Source organism: Halomonas sp. ATBC28 (assembly GCF_005937175.1).
Classification (GTDB): domain Bacteria; phylum Pseudomonadota; class Gammaproteobacteria; order Pseudomonadales; family Halomonadaceae; genus Vreelandella; species Vreelandella titanicae.
Window position 1 is genome coordinate 22,320 of sequence record NZ_VCQL01000007.1, and the last position, 25,543, is coordinate 47,862.

The following is a 25,543-nucleotide window of genomic DNA, read 5'->3' on the forward strand; positions in this document are numbered from 1 at the left end:
GGGGCTAGCCGCCCAAAAAGCTTTTGGCGACATCGGGGTCGGCGAGCAGTGCCGCCCCAGTGTCGGTAAAGCGGTTTTGGCCAGCAGCCAGCACAAAGCCCTTATCGGCTATCGCGAGTGCCTGTTTGGCGTTCTGTTCCACCATCAAAATACCCACGCCAGCGGCGTTGATCTGTTTGACGCGGTCGAAAATCTCATTCATATACAGCGGCGACAGCCCTGCGGTGGGTTCGTCCAGCAACAGTAGGCTCGGCTCGGCCATCAGAGCGCGGCCCATGGCGACCATTTGGCGCTGTCCACCGGAAAGCTCACCGGCAGGCTGGCGGCGCTTTTCGTACAGCGGTGGGAAAAACTCATAGATCTGAGCGAGCATGCGCTTGACGTTTTGCGGCTTTAAAAAGGCGCCCATCTCCAGGTTTTCCTGCACCGAAAGGCTGGGGAAAACGTTCTTCTCCTGGGGCACGAAGCCCATGCCGCGCTGCACCAGCTGGTTAGGCGGCAGGTTTTGGATGGGCTGGCCGTTAAGCAGTATCTCGCCCTGATTAACATGCAGCAGGCCAAAGACCGCTTTCAGCATGGTGGATTTACCCGCCCCGTTAGGGCCGACGATAACACCGACCTCATCGGCTTCCAGCGTCATGTTTACCCCGTTAAGGATATTCATACCGCCATAGCCGCCGTGCACATCCCGTGCGTCGATTAATGGCCTGGTTGTTGATGACATAAGCAAAGTATTCCAGCAAGGTCGCTTGGCAGCGACATCATTATATTAATTGGCTAATGGGAGAAAACGTCACGTTTAAGCGGCATCTGTACCGAAGTAGGCCTCGATGACCTCAGGATTATTCTGGATGTCGTTGATATGCCCCTCCACCATCACACTGCCCTGAGCCAGCACGATAACCGGGTCGCAAAGGCGGGCAATCATCTCCATATCGTGCTCAATGACCAGAAAGGTGTAACCCATTTCGCGGTTGAGCCGCTCAATATTGCCGATCAAATCACCCAGCAGGGTGCGGTTTACCCCGGCGGCGATCTCATCAAGTAGCACTACCTTGGCGTTGGTCATCATGGTGCGGCCAAGCTCCAGCAGCTTCTTTTGCCCTCCGGACAAATTACCCGCCAGCTCGTTGCGCACATGGTGCAGGCCAACAAAGTCGATGACTTCCAGGGCGCGGCGGCGCACCTCCGCCTCTTCTCGCTGCACTTTGCCGGGCTTTAGCCAGGCACTGAAAAGGTCTTCACCGGCTTGCTTGGGCGGTACCATCATGAGGTTTTCCAGCGCGCTCATCTGGCTGAACTCGTGGGCGATCTGAAAGGTGCGCAATAAGCCGCGATGAAAGCGCTGGTCGGCGCTGAGCGAGGTAATGTCTTCTCCATCAAGCAGCACATGGCCGCTGTCAGGCGTCAGGGCGCCAGCAATGAGATTAAACAGGGTTGATTTACCTGCGCCGTTGGGGCCAATCATCCCGGTAATGGAGCCCTTCTCCACTTGAATGGAGCAGTCATTAATCACCTGTAGGCCGCCGAACGCTTTGTTGACTCGCTGTACTTCAATAAGAGGGGTCATGGTGTCTCCACGCGATACAGGCGGCTAATTAAGCCGCCTGCACACTGTTATTAAGTTATTTGTCGTGGTTTTTTCAGCCACCGCTGGCTGGCTGCAAAGGCACCAATAATGAGCAGCGCGCCGAGGGTGGGGATAAGATAGCCATCCACCTGAGGAATGGTGCGTAAAAACACAAAGGCTACGGCGGCGGGGGCCACAAAGCGCACCAGAAACCGCCAGAATTTAAACCAAGTGACGCTGCTGCCCAGTTCCTTCATCACTTCGCTCTGGGTTAGCGCCCAACCGGCGAATAGGGCTATCAGCAGGCCGCCCACCGGCATAAATATATTGGTGAGTAGCTCGATAAACTCAAACGCACTGCGCCCAAACAGGCTATGGAAAATCGTCCCCTCGGCCCACATATTGAAGCTAACCACCGTCAACAGACCCATTGCCCAGGCGGCAATCACCATAATGGTAACGGCCTGTGGGCGGGTCATGTCGAAACGCTCCACCAGGAACGCCGCGACGGGCTCGATCAACGAAATAGAGGAACTGATAGCTGCGCCGAGAACCAGAATAAAGAACACCCCGCCCACCAAAGCGCCAAACGGCATTTCGGCAAACGCCAGCGGAAGGGTAACAAACATTAGCCCAGGGCCTTGCCCGGTTTCCAGACCGGCGCCAAACACCAGAGCAAAAATGGCCAGGCCCGCCACCATCGCCACGGCGGTATCGACGATGGCAACAGCAAAGGCGGTGCGGGTTAGTGAGACCTCGCTGGGCATGTAGGCGCCGTAAGCCATAATTGCCCCCATCCCCAGGCTAAGGGTGAAGAATGATTGGCCCATGGCCTGCAGCCAGCCTTCAAGGCTGAGGTCGGCGATATTAAAGGTAAACAGGAAGCTGGCAGCGGCACCTATATCGCCATTCACTACGCCGTAGGCCAGCACTACCAACAGAATTACAAACAGCGCGGGCATCATAATGCGCAGGCCTGATTCGATGCCTTTATGAATCCCCATGCCGACAATCAGCGCGGACGCGGCAATGAAAAGGGTGTGATAGAGCGTCATTAGGCCAGGGGCGGCCAGTAGTGCGTCAAAGCCAGTGCTAATGGTCTGAGCGTCGGCACCGACCAGTGAGCCGGTCAGCATCAGCCAAGTGTAGTGAATCGCCCAGCCGGCAATCACCGAATAGAAGCTTAAAATCAAAAACGCCGAGGCAGCGCCCAGCCAGCCGATCGTTTCCCAGGCCCGAGAGGTGCCATGGGTTTTGGTCAGGTGCCGCATACCCATAATCGGGCTCTGGCGGCTGGTGCGACCCAGCATGATCTCGGCAATCAGAATCGGTATGCCAACGGCGAAGATCGTCAGTGCGTAAACCAATATAAAGGCACCGCCACCGTTTTCACCGGTGAGGTAGGGGAAGCGCCATAGATTGCCCAAACCGACGGCGGAACCAACGGCGGCGAGAAGAAAAGTGCCTTTATGCGTCCAGACGTTATGACCGCTCATGGGTAAGAGTGTCCGTGTTTGGGCGTCAGGATGGGGGTAAGTATCCAAACACCTGTATGAATGTAGCGATGTCAGCGTGCCTTGGACGCGCTGAACTTAGCGTCACTGTGCGATAGAACGCGGCACCTTTCCAGCGTATTAGCGTTTAGGCTGCGTTTAGGGAAGTATCTTGGCAGCTATTGAGCGGTCATGAAGTGTGGCAACGAGGCATAAAAAAACCCGCTTTCGCGGGTTTTTGGGTACTGACTGCTTGGAACGGATTACTTCTTGCTGTAACGCTTACGCTCGGTTTCTTTCAGCAGCTTTTTGCGCAGGCGGATGTGCGCCGGCGTGACTTCGACGAGCTCGTCAGAGTCGAGGAACTCGATGGCCTGCTCCAGGGAGAACTTAACCGGCGGGGTTAAGACGATGTTTTCATCGTTACCGGTGGAGCGCATGTTGTCGAGCTTCTTGCCTTTGGTGGGGTTAACCACCATGTCGTTAGCGCGGTTGTTGATACCGATCAGCATGCCTTCGTAAACTTCCGTGGCGTGATCGATAATCAGCTTGCCGCGCTCTTGCAGCGCATACAGCGCATAGGCAAGGGCTTTACCGTCGACCATCGAAACCAACACGCCGTTGCGACGCTCGATAGAGGCTTCAGGCTTCAGCGGGCCGTAGTGATCAAAGCGGCTGGTCAGGATGCCGGTGCCCGAAGTCAGGGTCAGAAACTGGCCACGGAAACCGATCAAGCCGCGGGCAGGAATGATGAAGTCCAGGCGAACCCGTCCTTTACCGTCCGGCAGCATGTTGGTCATCTCACCTTTACGGTAGCCCAGCTCTTCCATGATCGAGCCTTGGTGCTGCTCTTCACAGTCGATGATGACCTCTTCGTAGGGCTCCTGCTTCTCACCGTCGATCTCTTTGATGATGACTTCAGGGCGGCCTACGGCCAGCTCAAAGCCTTCACGGCGCATGGTTTCGATCAGCACCGAGAGGTGCAGCTCGCCACGGCCAGAAACCTTGAACTTCTCAGGGGTTTCGCCCTGCTCAACGCGCAGGGCCACGTTGTGAATCAGCTCTTGATCAAGGCGATCCTTGATGTTGCGGCTGGTCACAAACTTACCGTCTTTACCGGCGAACGGTGAATCGTTGACCTGGAAGGTCATTGAAACGGTCGGTTCGTCGACGGACAGTGGCGGCAGCGCTTCGACCTTGGCCGGATCGCATAGCGTATCCGAAATCGACAGATCGTCGATGCCGGTAACACAGACGATGTCGCCCGCGGTGGCTTCGTTGGTCTGCACGCGCTCAAGGCCCATATGGGTCATGACCTGACCGATTTTGCCCTTACGCACATTGCCGTCAACGCCGATGATCGACACCTGCTGGTTCGGTTTCACCGCGCCACGCTTGATGCGACCCAGGCCGATAACGCCTACATAGCTGTTGTAATCCAGCGCAGAGATCTGCATCTGGAAGGGGCCGTCAAGCTCAACCTTCGGCGGCTCGACGATATCGACGATGGCCTGGAACATGGGATCCATGTTGTCCGCCAGCTCTTCAGGATCCATACCGGCAATGCCGTTTAGGGCAGAGCAGTAGATGATTGGGAAATCGAGCTGTTCGTCAGACGCACCGAGGTTGTCGAACAGGTCAAAAATCTGGTCGATAACCCAGTCAGGGCGTGCTCCGGGACGGTCAATTTTGTTGACCACCACGATCGGCTTCAGGCCTTGGGCGAATGCTTTCTGGGTCACAAAGCGGGTTTGCGGCATCGGGCCATCAACGGCGTCTACTAGCAGTAGCACCGAATCGACCATTGACATGACGCGCTCAACCTCGCCGCCGAAATCGGCGTGCCCAGGCGTATCCACGATGTTGATGTGGTAGCCGTTACCTTGGCTGTCTTGCCATTGAATGGCCGTGTTCTTGGCCAAAATGGTAATGCCACGCTCTTTTTCCTGATCGTTTGAGTCCATGATGCGCTCTTGACCTTCTGCTTTACGGTCAAGGGTGCCGGACTGGCTCAGGAGCTTGTCGACCAGTGTGGTTTTACCATGGTCAACGTGGGCTATGATCGCGACGTTGCGCAGGTTATTAACCGCGCTGGAGTTTTGCTGGTTTTGCATGCTGAGAGAGAACTCTTGTGAACACCCGTTCGTCCACGGGTCGGAAAATGCGGGTCGCAAGGGCTGGCAATTTGCCGACCATCTTGGCTCAGGGCTTGCGTCCAATAGCCATTCTACCATGTCGAAGGCTTCGCTGATATTACTGCCTCTCATATCAACCTTGGTCTAGGAATGTTTTCGCCATGAACCTCCATCCGCTAGACTAGCGCTTTTCCCACTGGGGCAGGAGCATGACCATCGGCAACCTGATGCGTTTGTTAAGCGATGGCGAGGTTCACTCTGGCGAGCAGCTGGGTGAAGCGCTGGGTATTTCTCGTGCGGCGGTGTGGAAACAGTTAAAAAAACTGGAAGCACTAGGGGTGGAGGTAGTGGCGGTGAAAGGCCGTGGCTACCAGCTCTCGCAGCGCCTGGAGCCCTTGGAGGGCGCTAAAATCGTGGAGCGGCTGCCCGCACAGGCGCGCCACCACCTTGCGCGCCTGTTTGTTGAGGACCAGTTACCCTCCAGCAATGAGTATCTGCGCCAACGCTTTGAGCAGGGCGCCGGGCATGGCGAAGTGTGCCTGGTTGAGCTGCAAACGGCGGGACGTGGGCGCCGTGGTCGTGTCTGGTCGACGCCCTGGGGTCAGAGCTTAATGCTATCGCTGGGCTGGCGCTTTGAGTCGGGTATTGCGGTGCTGGAGGGCTTGAGCTTGGCGGTAGGCGTTGTCGTTGCCCAAGTGCTTGAGCAGCATGGTGTGGCGCCGAAGCTTAAGTGGCCTAACGATATCCTGCTCTCCGAGCAGGGTGATGGCCCAGGCGACGAGTTAGGCAAGCTGGCCGGTATTCTTATCGAAGTGACCGGGGATGCCGCAGGCCCCTGCGAAGTCGTCATTGGTATGGGCATGAATCTTTGGCTGCCCGCTGCCCAGCGGGCAGCGATCGACCAACCTGTTGCGGCGCTTTTCGAGCGACTGCCGGATATCTCGCGTAATCAGTTGGCCTCAGACGTAGTGTCGGGCCTGCTGGCGATGCTGGCTAACTTTGAACAACATGGCTTTGCCGCCTGGCGGGATGCGTGGAATCAGCGTCACGCCTATGCGGGGCTGCCGATTAGAGTGATTCAAGGACAGCAGACCAGCGATGCGATCGCCGGAGAAGTGGATGAGAGTGGTAACCTCTGGGTTGCCGAAAATGGTCACTCGCGACGCCTAGCCGGCGGTGAGATCAGCGTGCGCAGGCGTTTATGATTCTGGATCTGGATATCGGCAACACGCTGTCTAAATGGCGGCTCAAGGATGCCGAGAGTAGCGAGATACGTTCCCGCGGGGCTGTATGGACCCGGGAAGAGTGGCGCCCGGGGGCCGATATTCCCGATCTCGACGTGGTCGAGGCGGTACGTATATCAAGCGTCGCCAGGGCGGCCGTGCTGGAAGAAACCGTCGCCTTGTTGCGCCGCCGGGTGCGTCATGTGCACGTGGCGCACTCAACCCATGAGGCGTTGGGCGTGATTAATGGCTACGAAGAGCCGGGGCGTTTAGGCGTCGATCGTTGGATGGGGGCGCTGGCGGGCTATCAGCTAGCAGGTGGTTGCTGTGCGGTGGATTGTGGCAGCGCGATTACTATCGACTTTGTGCTGCCAGGGGGCCAGCACCTGGGCGGCTTTATTATCCCCGGTCTTCGCCTGATGAAAGAGAGCCTGAAGCTTGGTACTCGCAATGTGGCCATCGACCCTGAAAGTGAGGCCGATGAGTTGCTGGAGCCAGGACGACGCACCGTTGATGCGGTTAATCACGGTATTTATATGGCCGCCGTCAGTGCCATTAACCGCATTTATAGCGAAGTGTGCGATCAAGAGGGTGTGGCGCTGCCAATGCTGTTGACGGGGGGCGATGCGCGTGTTGTCTCACGGGGAGTGCAGGTGCCTCATGCGGTGTGGCCGGATATGGTTTATGGCGGCTTAGAGGCGTGCTTTCCGATGACTTTCGCCGAGCGTGCGGGCAAAATGTCGGGTGCGCCGCGGGTGCCTGAGCCGGTAGCGCTAGAAAAGATTCGCGCGGCACTTGCATTCTCCATGCTGCTTTGACAGAATGCAGCGCGTTCCAAGGCAGGCAGAAGATGCGCTGGCATCGCAAGCTGCGATAAATTAAGTAAATATCTAGCTTGACACTGTTTTGGAGGCTGGCATAATGTGCCGCCACAGTTGGAGAGGTTCCCGAGTGGCCAAAGGGAGCAGACTGTAAATCTGCCGCGAAAGCTTCGAAGGTTCGAATCCTTCCCTCTCCACCAAGTTTATCAGGCGCTGAACTGTTCAGTGTTTGGGAATGAAAAGCCGGTAAGCGGGCGTTAGCTACTGTTTCTCGTGCAGCGGATTGTCATTCTATAGGCAAGTTCGGCGGGCGTAGTTCAATGGTAGAACCTCAGCCTTCCAAGCTGATGGTGCGGGTTCGATTCCCGCCGCCCGCTCCAGTTGATGTGTTTAGCTCATGTAGCTCAGGGGTAGAGCACACCCTTGGTAAGGGTGAGGTCGACGGTTCAATTCCGTCCATGAGCTCCATATTGCAGATCAAGCGAGCGAAGCTCGCTTTTTTTGTCTCTGTGTTTGGGTGGGTTTTTGTGACGCTTGAGCATAAAGAAGGGGTTGTCAGGTGTGGGATTCTCCGCTACCATGGCGCCCGCTGTTGTATAGGCGGTCGAAAAGACGCTTATTGGCAGAAGCAAGAAGCAAAAAGTAGATAGACGTTAGAAAGTCTAGAAAGTACGAAGATAGAAAGTCAGTACGACGATACAGGCCAGTAGCTCAATTGGCAGAGCAGCGGTCTCCAAAACCGCAGGTTGGGGGTTCGATTCCCTCCTGGCCTGCCAGCCTTCCCCAGGTTGGTATGTCTTTTTCCAAAATTCTTTTATCGTTCGCCGCACCCTGAGGAGTCTCGTTTTTATGAAGCCTGGTTCTGTAAAACATGGCGCCGAGGTGCAACAGACGCGCCATGACGGGCTCAAGTGGGCGGCGGTCGTAGCGCTGCTTGTCGTTGCTGTTGTTGGTAATACCTATTTCGCCGATATTGGCCTGCTCTACCGCGTGCTTGGTGTGGTGGTGTTGTGTGTGATTGCGGGTTTGATCGCGCTAACCACTACCAAAGGTCGTGATTTAGTAGAGCTTGCCAGAAGCGCCAAGAAAGAGATTCAGCGCGTTGTATGGCCGACCCGTCCCGAAACCATTCAGACCACGGCCATTGTGCTAGTGGCCGTCTTGGTGGTGGGGCTAATGCTGTGGTTGATCGACACTCTTCTTGGCTGGGCGATGTCCGGCGTCATTGGTTAGGAGCTTTCATGTCCAAACGTTGGTACGTCGTTCACGCTTATTCTGGCTTTGAAAAGCATGTCATGCGCTCACTGATCGAGCGTGTGAAGATGTACGGTATGGAAGATCGCTTTGGCGAAATTCTGGTGCCGACCGAAGAAGTTGTCGAAATGCGTGACGGCAAGCGTCGCAAGAGCGAGCGCAAATTTTATCCCGGCTACGTACTAGTCGAGATGGAAATGGCCGACGAAACATGGCACCTCGTCAATGAGACGCCGCGTGTTATGGGCTTTATCGGTGGAACAAAAGAGAAGCCAGCGCCAATTACTTCTCGTGAAGCAGACGCAATTTTGCTGCGCGTTAAAGACGGTACTGACAAGCCGCGGCCTAAAACGATGTTTGAACCGGGCCAGTCAGTGCGCGTTATCGATGGGCCGTTTGCCGATTTCAACGGTGTTGTCGAAGAAGTTAATTATGAAAAGAGTCGTCTGCATGTCAGCGTGCTGATCTTCGGGCGCTCTACACCTGTTGAGTTAGAGTTCTCTCAGGTCGAGAAAGAGTAACTAGTGAATAGTTAGTAGTAGCTAGTGAATGGTAAGATAAGCGGTAAGTGTTAATTCGTGTGAAATGGCTAGTCAGCTGTTTCACTGGTACCGGGGAGCCTTCGGGCGCTATTACCCAACTGGAGTGTTAAAGATGGCCAAGAAAGTACAGGCTTATATCAAGCTGCAGGTTGCTGCAGGTAAAGCCAATCCAAGTCCGCCGGTAGGCCCTGCGCTGGGTCAGCACGGCGTGAACATCATGGAATTCTGTAAGGCGTTCAACGCCGCGACTCAAGAAATTGAGCCGGGCCTGCCGACGCCAGTCGTGATCACCGTCTACTCTGACCGTAGCTTCACGTTCGTCACCAAGACGCCGCCTGCTGCCGTGCTGCTGAAAAAAGCCGCTGGCATCAAGTCCGGTTCTGGTGAGCCGAACAAGAAGAAGGTCGGCACCGTAACGCGTGAACAGCTTGAAGAGATCGCCAAGACTAAAGAGCCTGATTTGACGGCTGCGAATCTCGATGCCGCTGTACGCACCATTGCTGGCAGCGCTCGCAGCATGGGCCTAAACGTGGAGGGTCTCTGATCATGGCTAAACTGTCTAAGCGTGCGAAAATCATTCGCGAAAAAGTAGACACTACTAAAGCCTACTCTATTGAAGAAGCGGTTGCGCTGCTCTCTGAGCTGTCTACTGTTAAATTCAAAGAGTCTGTTGATGTCGCCATCAACCTGGGCGTTGATCCACGCAAATCCGACCAGGTTGTGCGTGGCGCTACCGTCATGCCTAACGGTACCGGTAAAGACGTACGCGTTGCAGTCTTCACCCAAGGTGCTAATGCCGATGCCGCTAAAGAAGCCGGCGCCGACATCGTGGGTATGGACGACTTGGCTGAGCAAGTGAAAAAAGGCGTGATGGATTTTGACGTCGTTATCGCTTCGCCCGATGCTATGCGCGTTGTAGGTCAACTAGGTCAAATTCTAGGCCCGCGTGGCCTAATGCCTAACCCGAAAGTTGGCACCGTAACGCCCGACGTGGCGACGGCGGTTAAAAATGCCAAAGCGGGTCAGGTGCGTTTCCGTACTGACAAGAACGGCATCATCCACACTACCCTGGGTAAAGTGGATTTTGACGCCTCAGCGATTAACGGCAACCTGGAGGCACTGGTTGCTGACCTGAAGCGCCTCAAGCCGAGCTCGTCTAAAGGCATTTACTTCAAAAAAATGACCCTGTCTACTACCATGGGCCCGGGTTTGACAATCGATCACTCTGCTTTCGCGTAAGCGAGTCATCGTTGGTTTTTTTGTAGGAACCGAGCAAGAACTTTGCGGTCCCCCGTTTGGTGGCTATCACTGGCCGGGGCATCGTCAAAGACCGCAGGTGCCGCGCTTGATAAGTACGCAAGTACTTACAAGGGCGGCTTAATTGCCCTATAAGCGCCTGCGCAGATGGTGTGGCCGCCAGTTGGTTAAGCTTAAGACGGCTTTCTGGTGAGCACCATCCCCAAGGCTTCCCGCTTTGCAGCGCTTTTAGCACAGCAGAGTGGGGAGAGATGGTAACCACCGGAACCTTCCTGGGTTCCGGCACGAAGGAGTGATCACTGTGCCACTAGCACTTGAAGGCAAGAAAGCGATTGTTGCCGAGGTCAGTGAAGCGGCCAAGGGCGCACTCTCCGTCGTAGTTGCTGATTCTCGCGGCGTTACGGTTGGTAAAATGACCGATCTGCGCAAGCAGGCGCGTGAGAATGGTGTAGAGCTGCGTGTTGTACGTAATACGCTGGCTCGCCGCGCTCTCGAGGGCACTCAGTGGGAGTGCTTGAACGATAGCTTCGTTGGTCCTACGTTGTTGGCCTTCTCTACTGATCATCCGGGCGCTGCCGCTCGTCTGTTCAAAGAGTTTGCTAAAGCGGACAAGAACTTCGAAGTAAAAGCGTTGGCCTACGAAGGTGAGCTGATTCCGGCTGCTGACATCGACCGTCTGGCAACCCTACCGACTCACGACGAAGCAATTGCCAAGTTGATGTCGGTAATGAAAGAAGCCTCCGCTGGCAAGCTGGTTCGTACTCTGGCCGCTCTGCGCGACCAGAAGCAAGAAGCTGCATAAGCAGTTCTTCTTGCAGGTGGCGTAAACGGTCTAACCAGGGCGCTGCCTGAACCGAGCAATGAATCCTGAGTCCTCGGCTGACCGAGACTCCCGCAAAGTTAGGAATGAAACAATGGCACTGTCTAAAGACGATATCATCAATGCTGTAGCCGACATGACCGTAATGGAAGTTGTCGAGCTGATCGAAGCAATGGAAGAGAAATTCGGCGTTTCTGCTGCCGCTGCCGTAATGGCTGGTCCGGCTGCTGGCGGCGAAGTAGCTGAAGAACAGACTGAGTTTGACGTAGTTCTGACCGCTGCTGGCGACAAGAAAGTTAACGTGATCAAAGCAGTACGTGAGATCACTGGCCTTGGCTTGAAAGAAGCTAAAGGTGCTGTTGACGGCGCTCCGGCGACCATCAAAGAAGGTCTGTCTAAAGACGACGCTGAAGCAGCTAAAGCCAAGCTGGAAGAAGCGGGCGCAACCGTCGAGCTCAAGTAAGCCTTGTGCGGACGGCTTTACGCGCTGCGTAAGCTTCCACGGCTGGCGGCGGGATTTCCCGCTGCCGGCCTTTTTCTGTTGTAGCTGGTGTCGAACACTCGGTGATATTGAACGACAGCAGTACTGCTCATTGAGAGTAGCCACGACAGAAACGTAAAAGCGTTATTGAAGATGGCGTTATTGAAGATAGTGTTATCGACTACAGTGTTATCGACGACTGAGTTATCGAACTAGATTTTCGACGGCGAGCTACCGATTGAGGAGCTTGCTGTCTGTGTCTGACGAAGCTCGCAGGGCAGATGACCACGCATCGGTCACCCATGGTGAACAAGCTGGGGAATACAGATGGCTTACTCATATACTGAGAAAAAACGCATCCGCAAGGATTTCGGCAAACTGCCCCAAGTGATGGATGTGCCTTACTTGCTGGCGATCCAGCTTGATTCCTATTACGACTTCCTCCAGCAAGATCGTTCGCCCGACGAGCGTCACGAGGTCGGTCTGCACGCGGCATTCAAGTCCGTGTTTCCGATTGAGAGCTTCTCCGGCAATGCAGCGCTTGAGTATGTCAGCTACCGCTTTGGCACGCCGGCGTTCGATGTTAAGGAGTGCCAACTGCGCGGCGTGACTTACTCCGCCCCGCTGCGCGTCAAGGTTCGCTTGATCATCTATGATCGCGACTCCTCGAACAAAGCAATTAAAGATATTAAAGAGCAAGAAGTCTACATGGGGGAAATCCCCCTGATGACTGAGAACGGTACCTTTGTTATCAACGGTACTGAGCGGGTTATCGTCTCCCAGCTCCACCGCTCGCCCGGTGTGTTCTTCGATCACGACAAAGGTAAGAGCCACTCTTCCGGCAAGCTGCTCTATTCAGCTCGCGTGATTCCTTATCGTGGCTCCTGGTTAGACTTCGAGTTTGACCCCAAGGATAACGTTTTCGTACGTATTGACCGTCGCCGCAAGCTGCCGGCCTCGGTACTGATGCGTGCGCTGGGGATGAACACCGAAGAAATTCTGGCCGAGTTCTTTGAAACCAGCGTCTTCCACATTGAGAAATCCGGTTTCTATGTTGAGCTGGTTCCGTCGCGCCTGCGCGGCGAGACAGCTACTTTCGACATCAAGGATGGCGAAGGTAATGTGATCGTTGAAGAGGGGCGTCGGATTACCCAGAAGCATATTCGTCAGCTTGAAAAAGCCGGCCTTGAGCGTCTGGACGTGCCGATGGAGTACCTGTTCGGCAAAACGCTGGCTAAAGATCAAATCGACTCCAAAACAGGCGAGCTGATCTGCCCGTGTAATACCGAGATCACTCCCGAGGTGCTTGAGCGCATGGCCCAGGGTGGCATTACCTTGGTGGAAACGCTCTACACCAATGATCTCGACTGCGGTTCATTCATTTCCGACACCTTGAAGCTGGATGCTACTAATTCCGCGCTTGAAGCGTTAGTCGAAATTTACCGCATGATGCGTCCCGGCGAACCGCCCACCAAAGAGTCTGCCGAGACCCTGTTTAACAACCTGTTCTTCTCTGAGGACCGCTACGACCTGTCTGGCGTTGGCCGCATGAAGTTCAACCGTCGCCTGCGTCGTGATACTGACACGGGCTCCGGCGTACTGGATCGCAAAGACATTCTTGATGTGCTGCGCGAGCTGATCAGTATCCGTAACGGCTTCGGTGACGTTGACGATATCGATCACCTGGGTAACCGCCGTATTCGCTGTGTGGGCGAGATGGCAGAGAACCAGTTCCGCGTAGGCCTGGTGCGTGTAGAGCGCGCCGTGAAAGAGCGTCTTTCCATGGCGGAAAGCGAAGGCCTGATGCCCCAAGACTTGATCAACGCCAAGCCGGTCGCGGCGGCGGTGAAGGAGTTCTTCGGTTCCAGCCAGCTTTCGCAGTTTATGGATCAGAACAACCCGCTTTCTGAGGTTACCCACAAGCGTCGTGTGTCGGCACTCGGCCCCGGTGGTTTGACCCGTGAGCGTGCTGGCTTCGAAGTACGTGACGTTCACGCCACGCACTACGGGCGTCTATGCCCGATCGAAACGCCAGAAGGCCCGAACATCGGTCTGATTAACTCGCTGGCCACTTACAGCCACACTAACAGCTACGGTTTCCTCGAAACGCCGTACCGTAAAGTGGTTGATCGTCAGTTGACCGACGACATCGTTCACCTCTCGGCGATCGAAGAGGGCGATTTCGTTATCGCCCAGGCATCAGCAGCGGTAGATGAGTCCAACAAGTTAAGTGATGACCTGGTTCAGGTTCGTCACCGCGGTGAAACGACCTTTATGCGTCCTGAACAAGTGACGCTAATGGACGTGTCGCCACGTCAGGTTGTATCAGTCGCAGCGGCATTGATTCCGTTCCTGGAGCACGATGACGCCAACCGCGCCTTGATGGGTTCTAACATGCAGCGTCAGGCGGTACCGACCCTGCGTGCCGATAAGCCGCTGGTAGGTACGGGCATGGAGCGCTTTGTTGCCCGTGACTCCGGCGTCTGTGCGGTGGCCAATCGCGGCGGCGTGATTGATTCCGTCGATGCGCGTCGTGTCGTTGTACGGGTTAATGAAGATGAAATCATCGGCGGTGAAGCCGGCGTTGATATCTACAACCTGACCAAGTACACCCGCTCGAACCAGAACACCTGTATGAACCAGCGCCCCATCGTGCGGCCTGGCGACAGCGTGGCACGTGGCGATATTCTCGCTGACGGCCCGTCGGTGGATATGGGCGACCTGGCGCTGGGCCAGAACATGCGCATCGCGTTTATGCCCTGGAACGGTTACAACTTCGAGGACTCCATCCTGCTTTCCGAGCGGGTCGTTCAAGAAGACCGTTTCACCACGATCCACATTCAGGAACTGACCTGTGTGTCCCGCGACACCAAGTTGGGCTCGGAAGAAATTACCTCCGATATCCCTAACGTGGGCGAGTCTGCGCTCTCCAAGCTGGATGAAGCGGGCGTTGTCTACATCGGTGCCGAAGTCGGCCCGGGCGATATTCTGGTCGGTAAAGTAACGCCGAAGGGTGAAACCCAGCTGACGCCTGAAGAGAAGCTGCTACGTGCCATCTTCGGCGAGAAAGCGTCTGACGTTAAAGACACTTCCCTGCGTGCCCCCACCGGCATGAAAGGTACGGTCATCGACGTTCAGGTGTTTACTCGTGACGGCGTTGAGAAAGATTCACGCGCCCTGTCGATCGAGCGCACTCAGCTTGACGAAGTTCGTAAGGATCTCCAAGAGACTTACCGTATCGCCGAAGACGCCACTTTTGAGCGTCTAAAGCGTACCCTTGACGGTCAGGCTGTTAACGGCGGCCCGAACCTCAAGAAAGGTGACGTGCTCGACGAGGCATACCTGGATGAATTGCCGCGTCAGCAGTGGTTCAAACTGCGTCTGCAGGATGAGTCCTACAACGAGCTGCTGGCACAGGCCGACGAACAGCTGGAAACCCGTCGTAAAGAGATGGACGAGCGCTTTGAAGATAAGAAGCGCAAGCTGACCCAGGGCGATGATCTCGCACCGGGCGTGCTAAAAATCGTCAAAGTCTATATGGCGGTTAAGCGTCGCATCCAGCCGGGTGACAAGATGGCCGGTCGTCACGGTAACAAAGGTGTTATCTCGGCGATTATGCCCATCGAAGACATGCCGTTTGATGAAAAGGGCGAGCCGGTCGACGTGGTGCTGAACCCGCTGGGCGTACCGTCGCGTATGAACGTCGGTCAGATTTTGGAAACCCACCTGGGTATGGCGGCACGTGGCTTGGGCGTCAAGATCGAAGCCATGCTGCGCGACGCACGTGGACAGCAAGTGGCCGAGATCCGTGATTTCCTGGGGCAGATCTACAATACGCAAGGTACGCGCGTTGAAGATCTCGACTCCCTGACGGATGACGAGATCATCGCCCTGGCGAAGAACCTCAAAGGTGGTGTGCCTATGGCCACGCCGGTGTTTGACGGTGCCAAAGAGCACGAAATCAAGCACCTGCTGAAGCTGGCGGACATCCCCGAGTCGGGTCAGATGGCCCTGTTCGATGGCCGTACCGGTGATGCTTTTGACCGTCCGGTCACCGTTGGCTACATGTACATGCTGAAGCTTAACCACTTGGTAGACGACAAGATGCATGCGCGTTCTACTGGTTCTTACTCGCTGGTTACCCAGCAGCCCTTGGGTGGTAAGGCGCAATTCGGTGGTCAGCGCTTCGGTGAGATGGAAGTGTGGGCGCTGGAAGCTTACGGCGCTGCATACACGCTACAAGAGATGCTCACCGTCAAGTCGGACGACGTCGAAGGCCGCACCAAGATGTACAAAAACATCGTGGATGGCGACCACACCATGCAGGCAGGCATGCCGGAATCCTTCAACGTACTCGTGAAGGAAATCCGCTCGCTGGGCATCGATATCGAGTTAGAGAGCTAGGAGCCGTCCCATGAAAGATTTGGTGAAAGTACTCAAATCGCAGTCTCAGTCCGAAGAGTTTGACGCGATCAAGATTACCCTGGCGTCGCCGGACATGATTCGCTCCTGGTCGTTTGGCGAGGTGAAGAAGCCTGAGACCATCAACTACCGTACCTTTAAACCGGAGCGGGATGGCCTGTTCTGCGCCAAGATTTTTGGCCCGGTTAAGGATTACGAGTGCCTGTGCGGCAAGTATAAGCGCATGAAGCACCGCGGTATCATCTGCGAAAAGTGTGGCGTAGAAGTGACCAAAGCCGCCGTGCGCCGTGAGCGCATGGGGCACATCGAGCTCGCTTCGCCGGTGGCACACATTTGGTTTTTGAAGTCACTACCGTCGCGTATCGGCATGTTCCTCGATATGACCCTGCGTGATATCGAGCGCGTGCTGTATTTCGAAAGCTTTGTCGTTATCGATCCAGGCATGACCACGCTGGAGCGTGGTCAGTTGATGAACGACGAGCAGTACTTTGAAGCACTGGAAGAGTTCGGTGATGACTTCGACGCCCGCATGGGTGCCGAAGCCGTTCAGGAGCTGCTCAAAGACATCGATCTGGAAGAAGAGATTAACCACCTGCGCGAAGAGATTCCGCAGACTAACTCCGAAACCAAGATCAAGAAGCTCTCCAAGCGCCTCAAGCTGCTTGAAGCCTTCTACCACTCCGGTAACGCGCCGGCGTGGATGGTCATGGAAGTGCTGCCCGTGCTGCCACCGGATCTGCGTCCGCTGGTACCGCTGGACGGTGGCCGTTTCGCGACCTCCGATCTCAACGACCTTTACCGTCGTGTGATCAACCGTAACAACCGCCTGAAGCGTCTGCTCGATCTCAATGCGCCGGACATTATTGTGCGCAACGAGAAGCGTATGCTGCAGGAAGCCGTCGATGCACTGCTCGACAATGGTCGTCGTGGCCGCGCGATCACGGGCTCTAACAAGCGCCCGCTGAAATCGCTCGCCGACATGATCAAAGGTAAGCAGGGTCGTTTCCGTCAGAACCTGCTGGGTAAGCGCGTCGACTACTCGGGCCGCTCGGTGATTACCGTTGGTCCGACCCTGCGTCTGCACCAGTGTGGTCTGCCCAAGAAAATGGCGCTTGAGCTGTTCAAGCCGTTTATCTACTCCAAGCTGCAGTCGCTGGGCTATGCCTCAACGATCAAAGCCGCCAAGAAGATGGTCGAGCGCGAGCTGCCGGAAGTGTGGGACATCCTTGCCGATGTTATCCGCGAACACCCGGTACTGCTTAACCGCGCACCCACGCTTCACCGTTTGGGTATCCAGGCGTTTGAGCCGCTGCTGATCGAAGGTAAAGCGATTCAGCTGCACCCGCTGGTATGTGCTGCCTATAACGCCGACTTTGACGGTGACCAGATGGCGGTACACGTACCGCTGACGCTGGAAGCACAGCTTGAAGCGCGTGCGCTGATGATGGCCACCAACAACGTGCTGTCGCCCGCTAACGGCGAGCCGATCATCGTACCGTCGCAAGACGTTGTTCTGGGTCTTTACTACATGACCCGCGAAAAGATCAACGCCAAAGGCGAAGGCATGGTGTTCTCTGACCTTAATGAAGTTGAGCGCGCCTTTGGTACTCAGTCAGTATCACTGCACGCCCGGGTCAAAGTGCGTCTGGACGAAATCGATATCGAAGAAGAGAGCGGCGAGCGTAGCTTCCACCGCCGTATTTACGATACGACGGTAGGCCGTGCACTGCTGTTCCGCATTCTGCCCGAAGGTGTGCCCTTCGAGCTGATCGACCAGCCGATGAAGAAGAAGGCGATCTCCAGCCTGATCAACGAAGTCTACCGTCGTGCCGGCCTCAAGCCGACCGTCATTTTCGCTGACCAGCTGATGTATACCGGTTTCCGTCTCGCGACCTGGTCCGGCGCCTCAATCGGTGTTAACGACTTCGTTATCCCCGAAGCAAAAACTGAAATCGTTGATGCAGCGGAAGCCGAAGTTAAAGAGATCGAAGACCAGTTCTCTTCTGGCCTGGTAACAGCGGGTGAGAAGTACAACAAGGTTATCGATATCTGGTCCAAGGCCAACGATAAAGTCGCCAAGGCGATGATGGTGGGTATCTCTAAAGAGACTGTCATCGATCGTGATGGTAACGAAGTTGAGCAGGATTCGTTCAACAGCGTCTTCATCATGGCCGACTCCGGTGCTCGTGGTAGTGCTGCCCAGATCCGTCAGTTGGCGGGTATGCGTGGTCTGATGGCCAAGCCGGATGGTTCAATCATCGAAACACCGATCGTCGCCAACTTCCGTGAAGGTCTGAACGTACTGCAGTACTTCATCTCGACCCACGGTGCACGTAAAGGTCTTGCGGACACGGCGTTGAAAACCGCCAACTCCGGTTACCTAACCCGTCGCTTGGTAGACGTAGCGCAAGACTTGGTCATCACCGAAGTCGACTGTGGCACCGAAAATGGCTTGACCCTGCACCCGATCATCGAAGGCGGCGACATTATCGTACCGCTTTCCCAGCGTGTGCTTGGTCGTGTAGTCGCCCAGGATGTGGTTCACCCAGGCAGCGGTGAAGTCTTGATCGCGAAAGGTACCTTGCTCGACGAGAAATGGTGTGCCGAGCTCGACACCATGGGTGTCGACGAGATCATCGTTCGCTCTACGATTACCTGTGAGACCGCACACGGCGTGTGTGCCTCCTGTTACGGCCGTGACTTGGCCCGTGGCCATCAGGTCAACATCGGTGAAGCCGTCGGCGTTATCGCCGCACAGTCCATCGGTGAGCCGGGTACCCAGCTGACCATGCGTACCTTCCACATCGGTGGTGCGGCATCGCGTTCGTCTGCTGTGGATAGCGTACAAGTGAAGCACGGCGGTAAGGTTCGTCTGCACAACATCAAGCATGTAGAGCGTGCCGACGGTAAGCTGGTGGTGGTATCTCGTTCTAGCGCCCTGGCCGTTGCTGACGACCATGGCCGTGAGCGTGAGTACTATAAGCTCCCTTACGGTGCTGAGCTTTCTGTACGCGACGGCGACGTGGTCGACGCTGGTGCGACAGTGGCCAAATGGGATCCGCACACCCACCCGATCGTTGCCGAAGTAGAAGGTAAGGCGCAGTTCATCGATCTCGACGAGGGTGTCACCATGCACCGCAGCGTCGATGAGATGACCGGCCTCTCCTCTATCGAGGTGATCGAGTCTGCAGCACGTCCCATGGCCGGTCGTGACAAGCGCCCGATGGTCATGCTGCAAGACAGCTCGGGCGAGTACGTCTCTGTATCGGGCTCCAACACCCCGGTTCAGTACCTGCTTCCGGGCAACTCGATTATTTCGGTCGACGATGGTGTGACGATCGGGGTGGGTGAAGTGGTTGCCCGTATCCCGGTAGAAGCCTCGGCGAACAAAGACATCACCGGTGGTCTGCCGCGGGTTGCTGACTTGTTCGAAGCGCGTAAGCCGAAAGAGTCCTCGATCCTGGCCGAGATCAGCGGTGTGATCAGCTTCGGTAAAGAGACCAAAGGTAAGCGTCGTCTGACCATTACTCCGGAATCTGGCGATCCGTTTGAAGCGCTGATTCCGAAATGGCGTCAAATTGCCGTCTTCGAAGGCGAAACCGTCGAGAAGGGCGAGGTGATTTCCGATGGGCCGAGCAATCCGCACGATATCCTGCGCTTGCTGGGTGTTGAGGAGCTCGCCAAGTACATCACTGCCGAAGTACAGGACGTTTATCGTCTGCAGGGCGTAGGCATCAACGACAAGCACATCGAAGTCATTGTGCGTCAGATGCTGCGTAAGGTAGAGATTACTGATTCGGGCGATTCTGACTTCATCACGGGCGACCAGGCTGAACTGGTTCGCGTGCTGGAACAGAACGAACGCCTTGAAAAAGAGAAGAAATTCCCGGCCAAGTATCAGCGTATGCTGCTGGGTATCACCAAGGCCAGCTTGGCCACCGAGTCGTTCATTTCCGCGGCCTCCTTCCAGGAGACAACCCGCGTACTGACCGAAGCAGCGGTGACTGGCAAGCGTGATTACCTGCGTGGCCTGAAAGAAAACGTGGTGGTTGGTCGCCTGATACCGGCTGGTACAGGCTTGACTCACCACGCAGAACGTCGTCGCAAGCGCGAAGACGTTGAGCAACTGTTCAATCCTTCGGCTACCGAAGTCGAACAGGAGCTGGGTGCACAGTTGACCGCTCTCGATTCTGACGACGAGCTGTAGATTTGGCGCCTAAAGCAGTAGGTAACATGAGTAAGTAAAACGAATAGCTGACCTGAAAAAGTGTCACCTTGCCGGTAAAACCGCCGGCAAGGCTTGACGCGACCTAGGGTCAGCCTTTAGAATGCGCAGCCTTTAACAGTGGGGTGGGTGCGCCCGCATCCGCTGCCCGCATTTTTTAAAAGGCAAGGCAACCATTGGAGTCAGCTAAACACCATGGCAACGATTAATCAGCTAGTGCGCAAGCCGCGCAAGCGCCCCGTCACAAAAAGTGACGTGCCAGCGCTGCAGGCCTGTCCGCAAAAACGCGGCGTTTGTACGCGCGTTTACACCACCACCCCGAAGAAGCCTAACTCGGCTCTGCGTAAGGTTTGCCGTGTGCGCCTTACCAACGGCTTTGAAGTGTCTTCTTATATCGGTGGTGAAGGTCACAACCTTCAAGAACACTCTGTCGTTTTGATTCGCGGCGGTCGTGTAAAGGATTTGCCAGGTGTGCGTTATCACACCGTTCGTGGCGCCCTTGACACCTCTGGCGTTCAAAATCGTCGTCAGGGTCGTTCTAAATACGGTACTAAGCGTCCTAAGTCCTAAGTTTTAAGTCCTAGGGCTAGGTCAGCTGTGCAGCGTCGCCCCGTCAAAAGGGCATGCTGAGTAACGATTTTCACGAATTTGACGGTCTGATAAGAGTAAGGTCGGGCTGCACTTGTGGTACTTGAATAGCGTACACAGGTTGCATGAGTTCCGGGTTTACCTGAAAGATCCTTAATTGAGGGCTTATCATGCCTAGAAGAAGAGTAGTAGCTAAACGCGAGATTCTGCCGGATCCTAAGTTCGGAAGTGAGCGTCTGGCGAAGTTCATGAACCACCTGATGGTCAGCGGCAAGAAGTCCATAGCTGAGCGTATCGTCTACGGTGCGTTGGACAAGGTTGCCGAGCGTAGTAAAGAAGATCCGCTGGAGATCTTCGACAAAGCGCTGGAAGCCATCCAGCCGATGGTCGAAGTGAAGTCGCGCCGCGTTGGTGGTGCGACCTATCAGGTGCCGGTTGAAGTACGTCCGTCTCGCCGTCAAGCGCTGGCAATGCGCTGGCTGGTAGACGCGGCGCGTCGTCGCGGTGAGAAAACCATGGTTCAGCGTCTGGCGGGTGAAATGCTGGATGCCGCTGAAGGTAAAGGTTCTGCCGTTAAGAAGCGCGAAGACGTGCATCGCATGGCAGAAGCCAACAAGGCCTTCTCGCACTACCGTTTCTAAGGTCGGCGTTTTTAAGGTCAGCGTTTCTAAAATCGGCGTTTCTTTGTACGGCGTTTTTAAGTATGGCTTTCTGGTTTATATATGCACGTTGTTCAGCATGGTGGAATGTTTGCTGAGTCGCGTTGTTGCAATTCAAAAGTTGCAACACTCAGCCGCTACCATGACGCAGTGGTAGCGGCGGCCGCATAAACCTCGCTTGCATACGCCGCTAAATTAACGAGCATCGCCAACAAACGGGAGTTTCACCGTGGCACGCAAGACTCCACTAAATCGCTACCGTAATATCGGTATCGTCGCTCACGTCGACGCGGGTAAAACCACGACGACTGAGCGTGTACTGTTCTACACCGGCCTCTCCCACAAAGTGGGCGAAGTACACGACGGTGCTGCGACCATGGACTGGATGGAGCAGGAGCAGGAGCGTGGTATCACTATCACCTCAGCTGCAACTACCTGTTTCTGGCAGGGCATGAACAAGCAGTTCCCTGAGCACCGTATCAATATTATCGACACCCCGGGGCACGTTGACTTCACCATTGAAGTTGAACGTTCTCTGCGCGTACTCGATGGTGCGGTTGTTGTACTGTGTGGTTCTTCCGGCGTTCAGCCGCAGACCGAAACAGTATGGCGCCAAGCCAACAAGTACGAAGTTCCGCGCATGGTTTTCGTCAATAAGATGGACCGTACCGGCGCTGACTTCTTCATGGTTGTCGAGCAGTTGAAAGAGCGTTTGGGTGCCAAAGCTGTGCCAATCCAGATTAACTGGGGCACGGAAGAGGACTTTAAAGGCGTTATTGATCTGATTCAGATGAAGGCTATCCTGTGGGACGAGGAAAGCCTGGGTATGAATTATGACCTCGCGGACATTCCTGCTGAGCTACAAGAAACAGCAGAAAAGTACCGCGAAGAGATGGTCGAAGCTGCTGCCGAAGGCTCTGACGAGCTGATGGAAAAGTACCTTGAAGGCGGTGAGCTATCGGTTGAAGAGATCAAGGCCGGTCTGCGTGCGCGCACCCTGGCTAACGATATCGTTCTGGTTACCTGTGGTTCTGCCTTTAAGAACAAAGGCGTTCAAGCAGTGCTGGATGGCGTTATCGAATACATGCCTTCGCCGACGGAAGTTAAGGCGATCGAAGGTGAGCTCGACGATAAAGACGGCACCGTTGATACCCGTGAAGCTGATGACAGTGCGCCGTTTGCGGCCCTGGCGTTTAAGATCGCCACTGACCCCTTCGTTGGTACGCTGACCTTTATTCGCGTCTACTCGGGTGTTCTTAAATCTGGTGACGGTGTCTATAACTCCGTTAAGCAGAAGAAAGAGCGCGTTGGCCGTATCGTTCAGATGCACGCCAATTCCCGTGAAGAGATCAAAGAAGTTCTGGCGGGCGACATCGCTGCTTGTATCGGTCTGAAAGACGTCACCACGGGTGATACCCTGTGCGACATTGATAACAAGATCGTTCTCGAGCGCATGGAGTTCCCGGATCCGGTTATCTCGGTTGCTGTAGAGCCTAAATCTAAGGCAGACCAAGAGAAGATGGGTGTTGCGTTGGGCAAGCTTGCTCAAGAAGACCCTTCCTTCCAGGTCAAAACCGACGAAGAAACCGGCCAGACGATTATTTCTGGCATGGGTGAGCTTCACCTGGATATCCTCGTTGACCGTATGCGTCGCGAGTTTAAGGTTGAAGCCAATATCGGTAAGCCTCAGGTTGCCTATCGCGAAACGATTCGCGGCAGCATTGAGCAAGAAGGCAAGTTCGTACGTCAGTCCGGTGGTCGTGGTCAGTATGGTCACGTATGGCTGCGTATCGAGCCGCTGACAGCAGAAGAGAAGGGTGAAGGCGAAGACGAACTGTTCTTCAAGTTCAACTCTGAGATCGTGGGTGGTGCGGTTCCCAAGGAATACGTTCCCGCGGTTGAGAAGGGTGCTTTTGAGCAGCTCAAAAACGGCGTCATCGCGGGTTACCCGATGATCGACGTTAAAGTAACGCTGTTTGATGGCTCCTTCCACGACGTAGACTCCAACGAGACTGCGTTTAAGATTGCTTCTTCTATGGCAGTAAAAGAAGGTGCCAGGAAGGCCAAGGCCGTGCTGCTGGAGCCGGTGATGAAGGTCGAAATCGTGACCCCCGAAGAATTTATGGGTGACGTCATGGGTGACCTGAGCCGTCGTCGCGGCCTGGTGCAGGGTATGGATGACTCCTCTTCTGGTAAAGTCATTCGTGCGACGGTGCCACTGGGCGAGATGTTCGGTTATGCAACCGATCTGCGCTCACAAACCCAGGGCCGTGCGAGCTACTCTATGGAGTTCTCGAAGTACGACGAGGCGCCCTCCAGCGTCGTTGAAGCCGTCATCAATCAAAACGGTTAACCGTTAGCTAACGTAAAGAGGTTATAGCAGTGGCTAAGGAAAAATTTGAACGTTCCAAACCGCACGTCAACGTCGGCACCATTGGTCACGTCGACCACGGTAAAACGACTCTGACGGCGGCCCTGACCCGCGTGTCTGCTGAGGTTTTCGGCGGCGACTGGCGTGAGTTTGATACCATCGATAACGCTCCTGAAGAGCGTGAGCGCGGTATCACAATCGCTACTTCCCACGTGGAATACCAGTCTGAAGATCGCCACTACGCGCACGTTGACTGTCCGGGACACGCTGACTACGTCAAGAACATGATCACCGGTGCTGCGCAGATGGACGGCGCTATCCTGGTATGTTCTGCCGCAGACGGCCCGATGCCGCAAACTCGCGAGCACATCCTGCTGTCTCGTCAGGTTGGCGTACCGTTCATCGTTGTGTTCCTGAACAAAGCGGACATGGTCGATGATGAAGAGCTGCTCGAGCTGGTAGAAATGGAAGTTCGCGAACTTCTAGACCAGTACGACTTCCCGGGTGACGACACGCCGATCATCACTGGCTCTGCGCTGATGGCGCTGAACGGTGAAGATGACAAGGGCATGGGTACGACTGCCGTCGCTAATTTGATCAAAGCTCTGGATGCTTACATCCCTGAGCCGGAGCGTGCCATCGACCAGCCGTTCCTGATGCCGATCGAAGACGTGTTCTCTATCTCTGGCCGCGGTACTGTTGTTACCGGTCGTGTAGAGCGCGGTATCGTCAAAGCGGGCGAAGAAGTGGAAATCGTGGGTATCCGCGATACCACCAAAACGATCGTTACCGGTGTTGAAATGTTCCGTAAACTGCTCGACGAAGGTCGTGCTGGTGAGAACGTTGGCGCCCTGCTGCGTGGTACTAAGCGTGATGACGTCGAGCGTGGCCAAGTACTGGCCAAGCCGGGCACCATCAACCCGCACACTACCTTCGAAGCAGAAGTTTACGTACTGTCCAAAGAAGAGGGTGGTCGTCACACGCCTTTCTTCAAGGGCTACCGTCCGCAGTTCTACTTCCGTACCACCGACGTAACTGGTACCTGTGAACTGCCGGAAGGCGTTGAAATGGTCATGCCGGGTGACAACGTTCAGATGGTTGTTACCTTGATCGCCCCGATCGCAATGGACGAAGGCTTGCGCTTCGCTATTCGTGAAGGCGGCCGTACTGTCGGTGCTGGCGTTGTGGCCAAAATCGTCAAGTAAGCAGCATGCTTGAATGATGAAGGGGGCTCTGATGAGCCCCCTTTTCTGCGCACCAACAGCAAATGTTTGACATGGGCTTTTGGCGTGCCTATAATGCGCATCCTTTGAATGCGTGGGTAGACGGCTCGCGCCGTCGACATCCATTGGAGTTTAGGGCAAATGCAGAACCAAAAGATTCGCATTCGGTTGAAAGCTTTCGACCATCGCCTGATCGACCAGTCTACAGCGGAGATTGTTGAAACCGCTAAACGTACTGGTGCTCAGGTTCGTGGTCCGATTCCGCTGCCGACCAACCGCGAGCGTTACACCATTCTGATCTCACCGCACGTCAACAAAGATGCGCGTGACCAGTATGAGATTCGTACGCACAAGCGTGTGCTCGACATTGTTGAGCCGACTGAAAAAACTGTTGATGCTTTGATGAAGCTTGATCTCGCCGCAGGCGTTGACGTGCAAATCAAACTCAACTAATTACAC

19 protein-coding genes and 4 tRNA genes are annotated in these 25,543 nt (G+C 55.3%); 19 read left to right on the plus strand and 4 right to left on the minus strand.

The genetic code is table 11. The features are described from left to right. Positions 1–4: 4 nt before the first annotated feature. From E0L35_RS09300 to typA, 4 genes are all read right to left on the minus strand, one after another. Complete coding sequence (locus E0L35_RS09300) at positions 5–724, minus strand: ABC transporter ATP-binding protein (protein WP_022520879.1); 720 nt, start codon at positions 722–724, stop codon at positions 5–7. Between the two features lie 75 nt (positions 725–799). Then, the gene (locus E0L35_RS09305; protein WP_022520878.1) at positions 800–1,570 is read right to left on the minus strand and encodes an ABC transporter ATP-binding protein; all 771 of its coding nucleotides are present in this window, start codon (positions 1,568–1,570) and stop codon (positions 800–802) included. A 50-nt stretch (positions 1,571–1,620) separates the two neighbouring features. Next, positions 1,621–3,066, minus strand: a complete 1,446-nt coding sequence (locus E0L35_RS09310) for a sodium-dependent transporter (protein WP_039860221.1) — start codon at positions 3,064–3,066, stop codon at positions 1,621–1,623. 260 nt (positions 3,067–3,326) lie between these two features. After that, on the minus strand, positions 3,327–5,177 hold the full coding sequence (gene typA / locus E0L35_RS09315; protein ID WP_053856923.1) for a translational GTPase TypA: 1,851 nt from the start codon (positions 5,175–5,177) through the stop codon (positions 3,327–3,329). 230 nt (positions 5,178–5,407) lie between these two features. Here typA and E0L35_RS09320 point away from each other — a divergent pair, with 230 nt between their 5' ends. From E0L35_RS09320 to rpsJ, 19 genes are all read left to right on the plus strand, one after another. Then, the gene (locus E0L35_RS09320; RefSeq protein ID WP_009288153.1) at positions 5,408–6,403 is read left to right on the plus strand and encodes a biotin--[acetyl-CoA-carboxylase] ligase; all 996 of its coding nucleotides are present in this window, start codon (positions 5,408–5,410) and stop codon (positions 6,401–6,403) included. After that, complete coding sequence (locus E0L35_RS09325; protein ID WP_022520875.1) at positions 6,400–7,239, plus strand: type III pantothenate kinase; 840 nt, start codon at positions 6,400–6,402, stop codon at positions 7,237–7,239. Before E0L35_RS09320 ends, E0L35_RS09325 begins: the two co-directional genes overlap by 4 nt. A gap of 119 nt (positions 7,240–7,358) precedes the next feature. Next, positions 7,359–7,442, plus strand: a tRNA-Tyr gene (locus E0L35_RS09330). Between the two features lie 106 nt (positions 7,443–7,548). Beyond that, a tRNA-Gly gene (locus E0L35_RS09335) sits at positions 7,549–7,622 on the plus strand. Between the two features lie 13 nt (positions 7,623–7,635). Continuing rightward, positions 7,636–7,710 (plus strand) — tRNA-Thr (locus E0L35_RS09340). Positions 7,711–7,942: 232 nt separating this feature from the next. Further along, positions 7,943–8,018 (plus strand) — tRNA-Trp (locus E0L35_RS09345). A 73-nt stretch (positions 8,019–8,091) separates the two neighbouring features. Beyond that, positions 8,092–8,475, plus strand: coding sequence for a preprotein translocase subunit SecE (gene secE / locus E0L35_RS09350; RefSeq protein WP_022520874.1), 384 nt, complete (start codon positions 8,092–8,094; stop codon positions 8,473–8,475). Positions 8,476–8,483: 8 nt separating this feature from the next. Continuing rightward, complete coding sequence (nusG, locus tag E0L35_RS09355; RefSeq protein WP_138800117.1) at positions 8,484–9,017, plus strand: transcription termination/antitermination protein NusG; 534 nt, start codon at positions 8,484–8,486, stop codon at positions 9,015–9,017. 133 nt (positions 9,018–9,150) lie between these two features. Then, positions 9,151–9,582: a 50S ribosomal protein L11 gene (rplK, locus tag E0L35_RS09360; protein WP_007112017.1), complete on the plus strand. Its 432-nt coding sequence runs from the start codon at positions 9,151–9,153 to the stop codon at positions 9,580–9,582. A 2-nt stretch (positions 9,583–9,584) separates the two neighbouring features. Beyond that, positions 9,585–10,277 (plus strand): 50S ribosomal protein L1, encoded by a 693-nt coding sequence (rplA, locus tag E0L35_RS09365; RefSeq protein ID WP_022520872.1) that lies wholly within the window; start codon positions 9,585–9,587, stop codon positions 10,275–10,277. A gap of 319 nt (positions 10,278–10,596) precedes the next feature. After that, positions 10,597–11,097: a 50S ribosomal protein L10 gene (rplJ, locus tag E0L35_RS09370; RefSeq protein ID WP_022520871.1), complete on the plus strand. Its 501-nt coding sequence runs from the start codon at positions 10,597–10,599 to the stop codon at positions 11,095–11,097. A 112-nt stretch (positions 11,098–11,209) separates the two neighbouring features. Continuing rightward, positions 11,210–11,578: a 50S ribosomal protein L7/L12 gene (gene rplL, locus E0L35_RS09375; RefSeq protein ID WP_022520870.1), complete on the plus strand. Its 369-nt coding sequence runs from the start codon at positions 11,210–11,212 to the stop codon at positions 11,576–11,578. A gap of 345 nt (positions 11,579–11,923) precedes the next feature. Then, positions 11,924–16,000: a DNA-directed RNA polymerase subunit beta gene (gene rpoB, locus E0L35_RS09380; protein WP_138800118.1), complete on the plus strand. Its 4,077-nt coding sequence runs from the start codon at positions 11,924–11,926 to the stop codon at positions 15,998–16,000. A 10-nt stretch (positions 16,001–16,010) separates the two neighbouring features. Then, positions 16,011–20,225: a DNA-directed RNA polymerase subunit beta' gene (rpoC, locus tag E0L35_RS09385; RefSeq protein WP_009288147.1), complete on the plus strand. Its 4,215-nt coding sequence runs from the start codon at positions 16,011–16,013 to the stop codon at positions 20,223–20,225. A 213-nt stretch (positions 20,226–20,438) separates the two neighbouring features. Then, positions 20,439–20,813, plus strand: coding sequence for a 30S ribosomal protein S12 (rpsL, locus tag E0L35_RS09390; protein WP_008959173.1), 375 nt, complete (start codon positions 20,439–20,441; stop codon positions 20,811–20,813). A gap of 188 nt (positions 20,814–21,001) precedes the next feature. After that, positions 21,002–21,472, plus strand: coding sequence for a 30S ribosomal protein S7 (gene rpsG / locus E0L35_RS09395; RefSeq protein WP_009288145.1), 471 nt, complete (start codon positions 21,002–21,004; stop codon positions 21,470–21,472). Between the two features lie 247 nt (positions 21,473–21,719). Then, positions 21,720–23,843, plus strand: coding sequence for an elongation factor G (fusA, locus tag E0L35_RS09405; RefSeq protein ID WP_009288144.1), 2,124 nt, complete (start codon positions 21,720–21,722; stop codon positions 23,841–23,843). A gap of 29 nt (positions 23,844–23,872) precedes the next feature. Further along, complete coding sequence (gene tuf, locus E0L35_RS09410; protein ID WP_009288143.1) at positions 23,873–25,066, plus strand: elongation factor Tu; 1,194 nt, start codon at positions 23,873–23,875, stop codon at positions 25,064–25,066. Between the two features lie 159 nt (positions 25,067–25,225). Further along, positions 25,226–25,537: a 30S ribosomal protein S10 gene (gene rpsJ / locus E0L35_RS09415; RefSeq protein WP_007112007.1), complete on the plus strand. Its 312-nt coding sequence runs from the start codon at positions 25,226–25,228 to the stop codon at positions 25,535–25,537. The last annotated feature ends 6 nt before the right edge of the window (positions 25,538–25,543 follow it).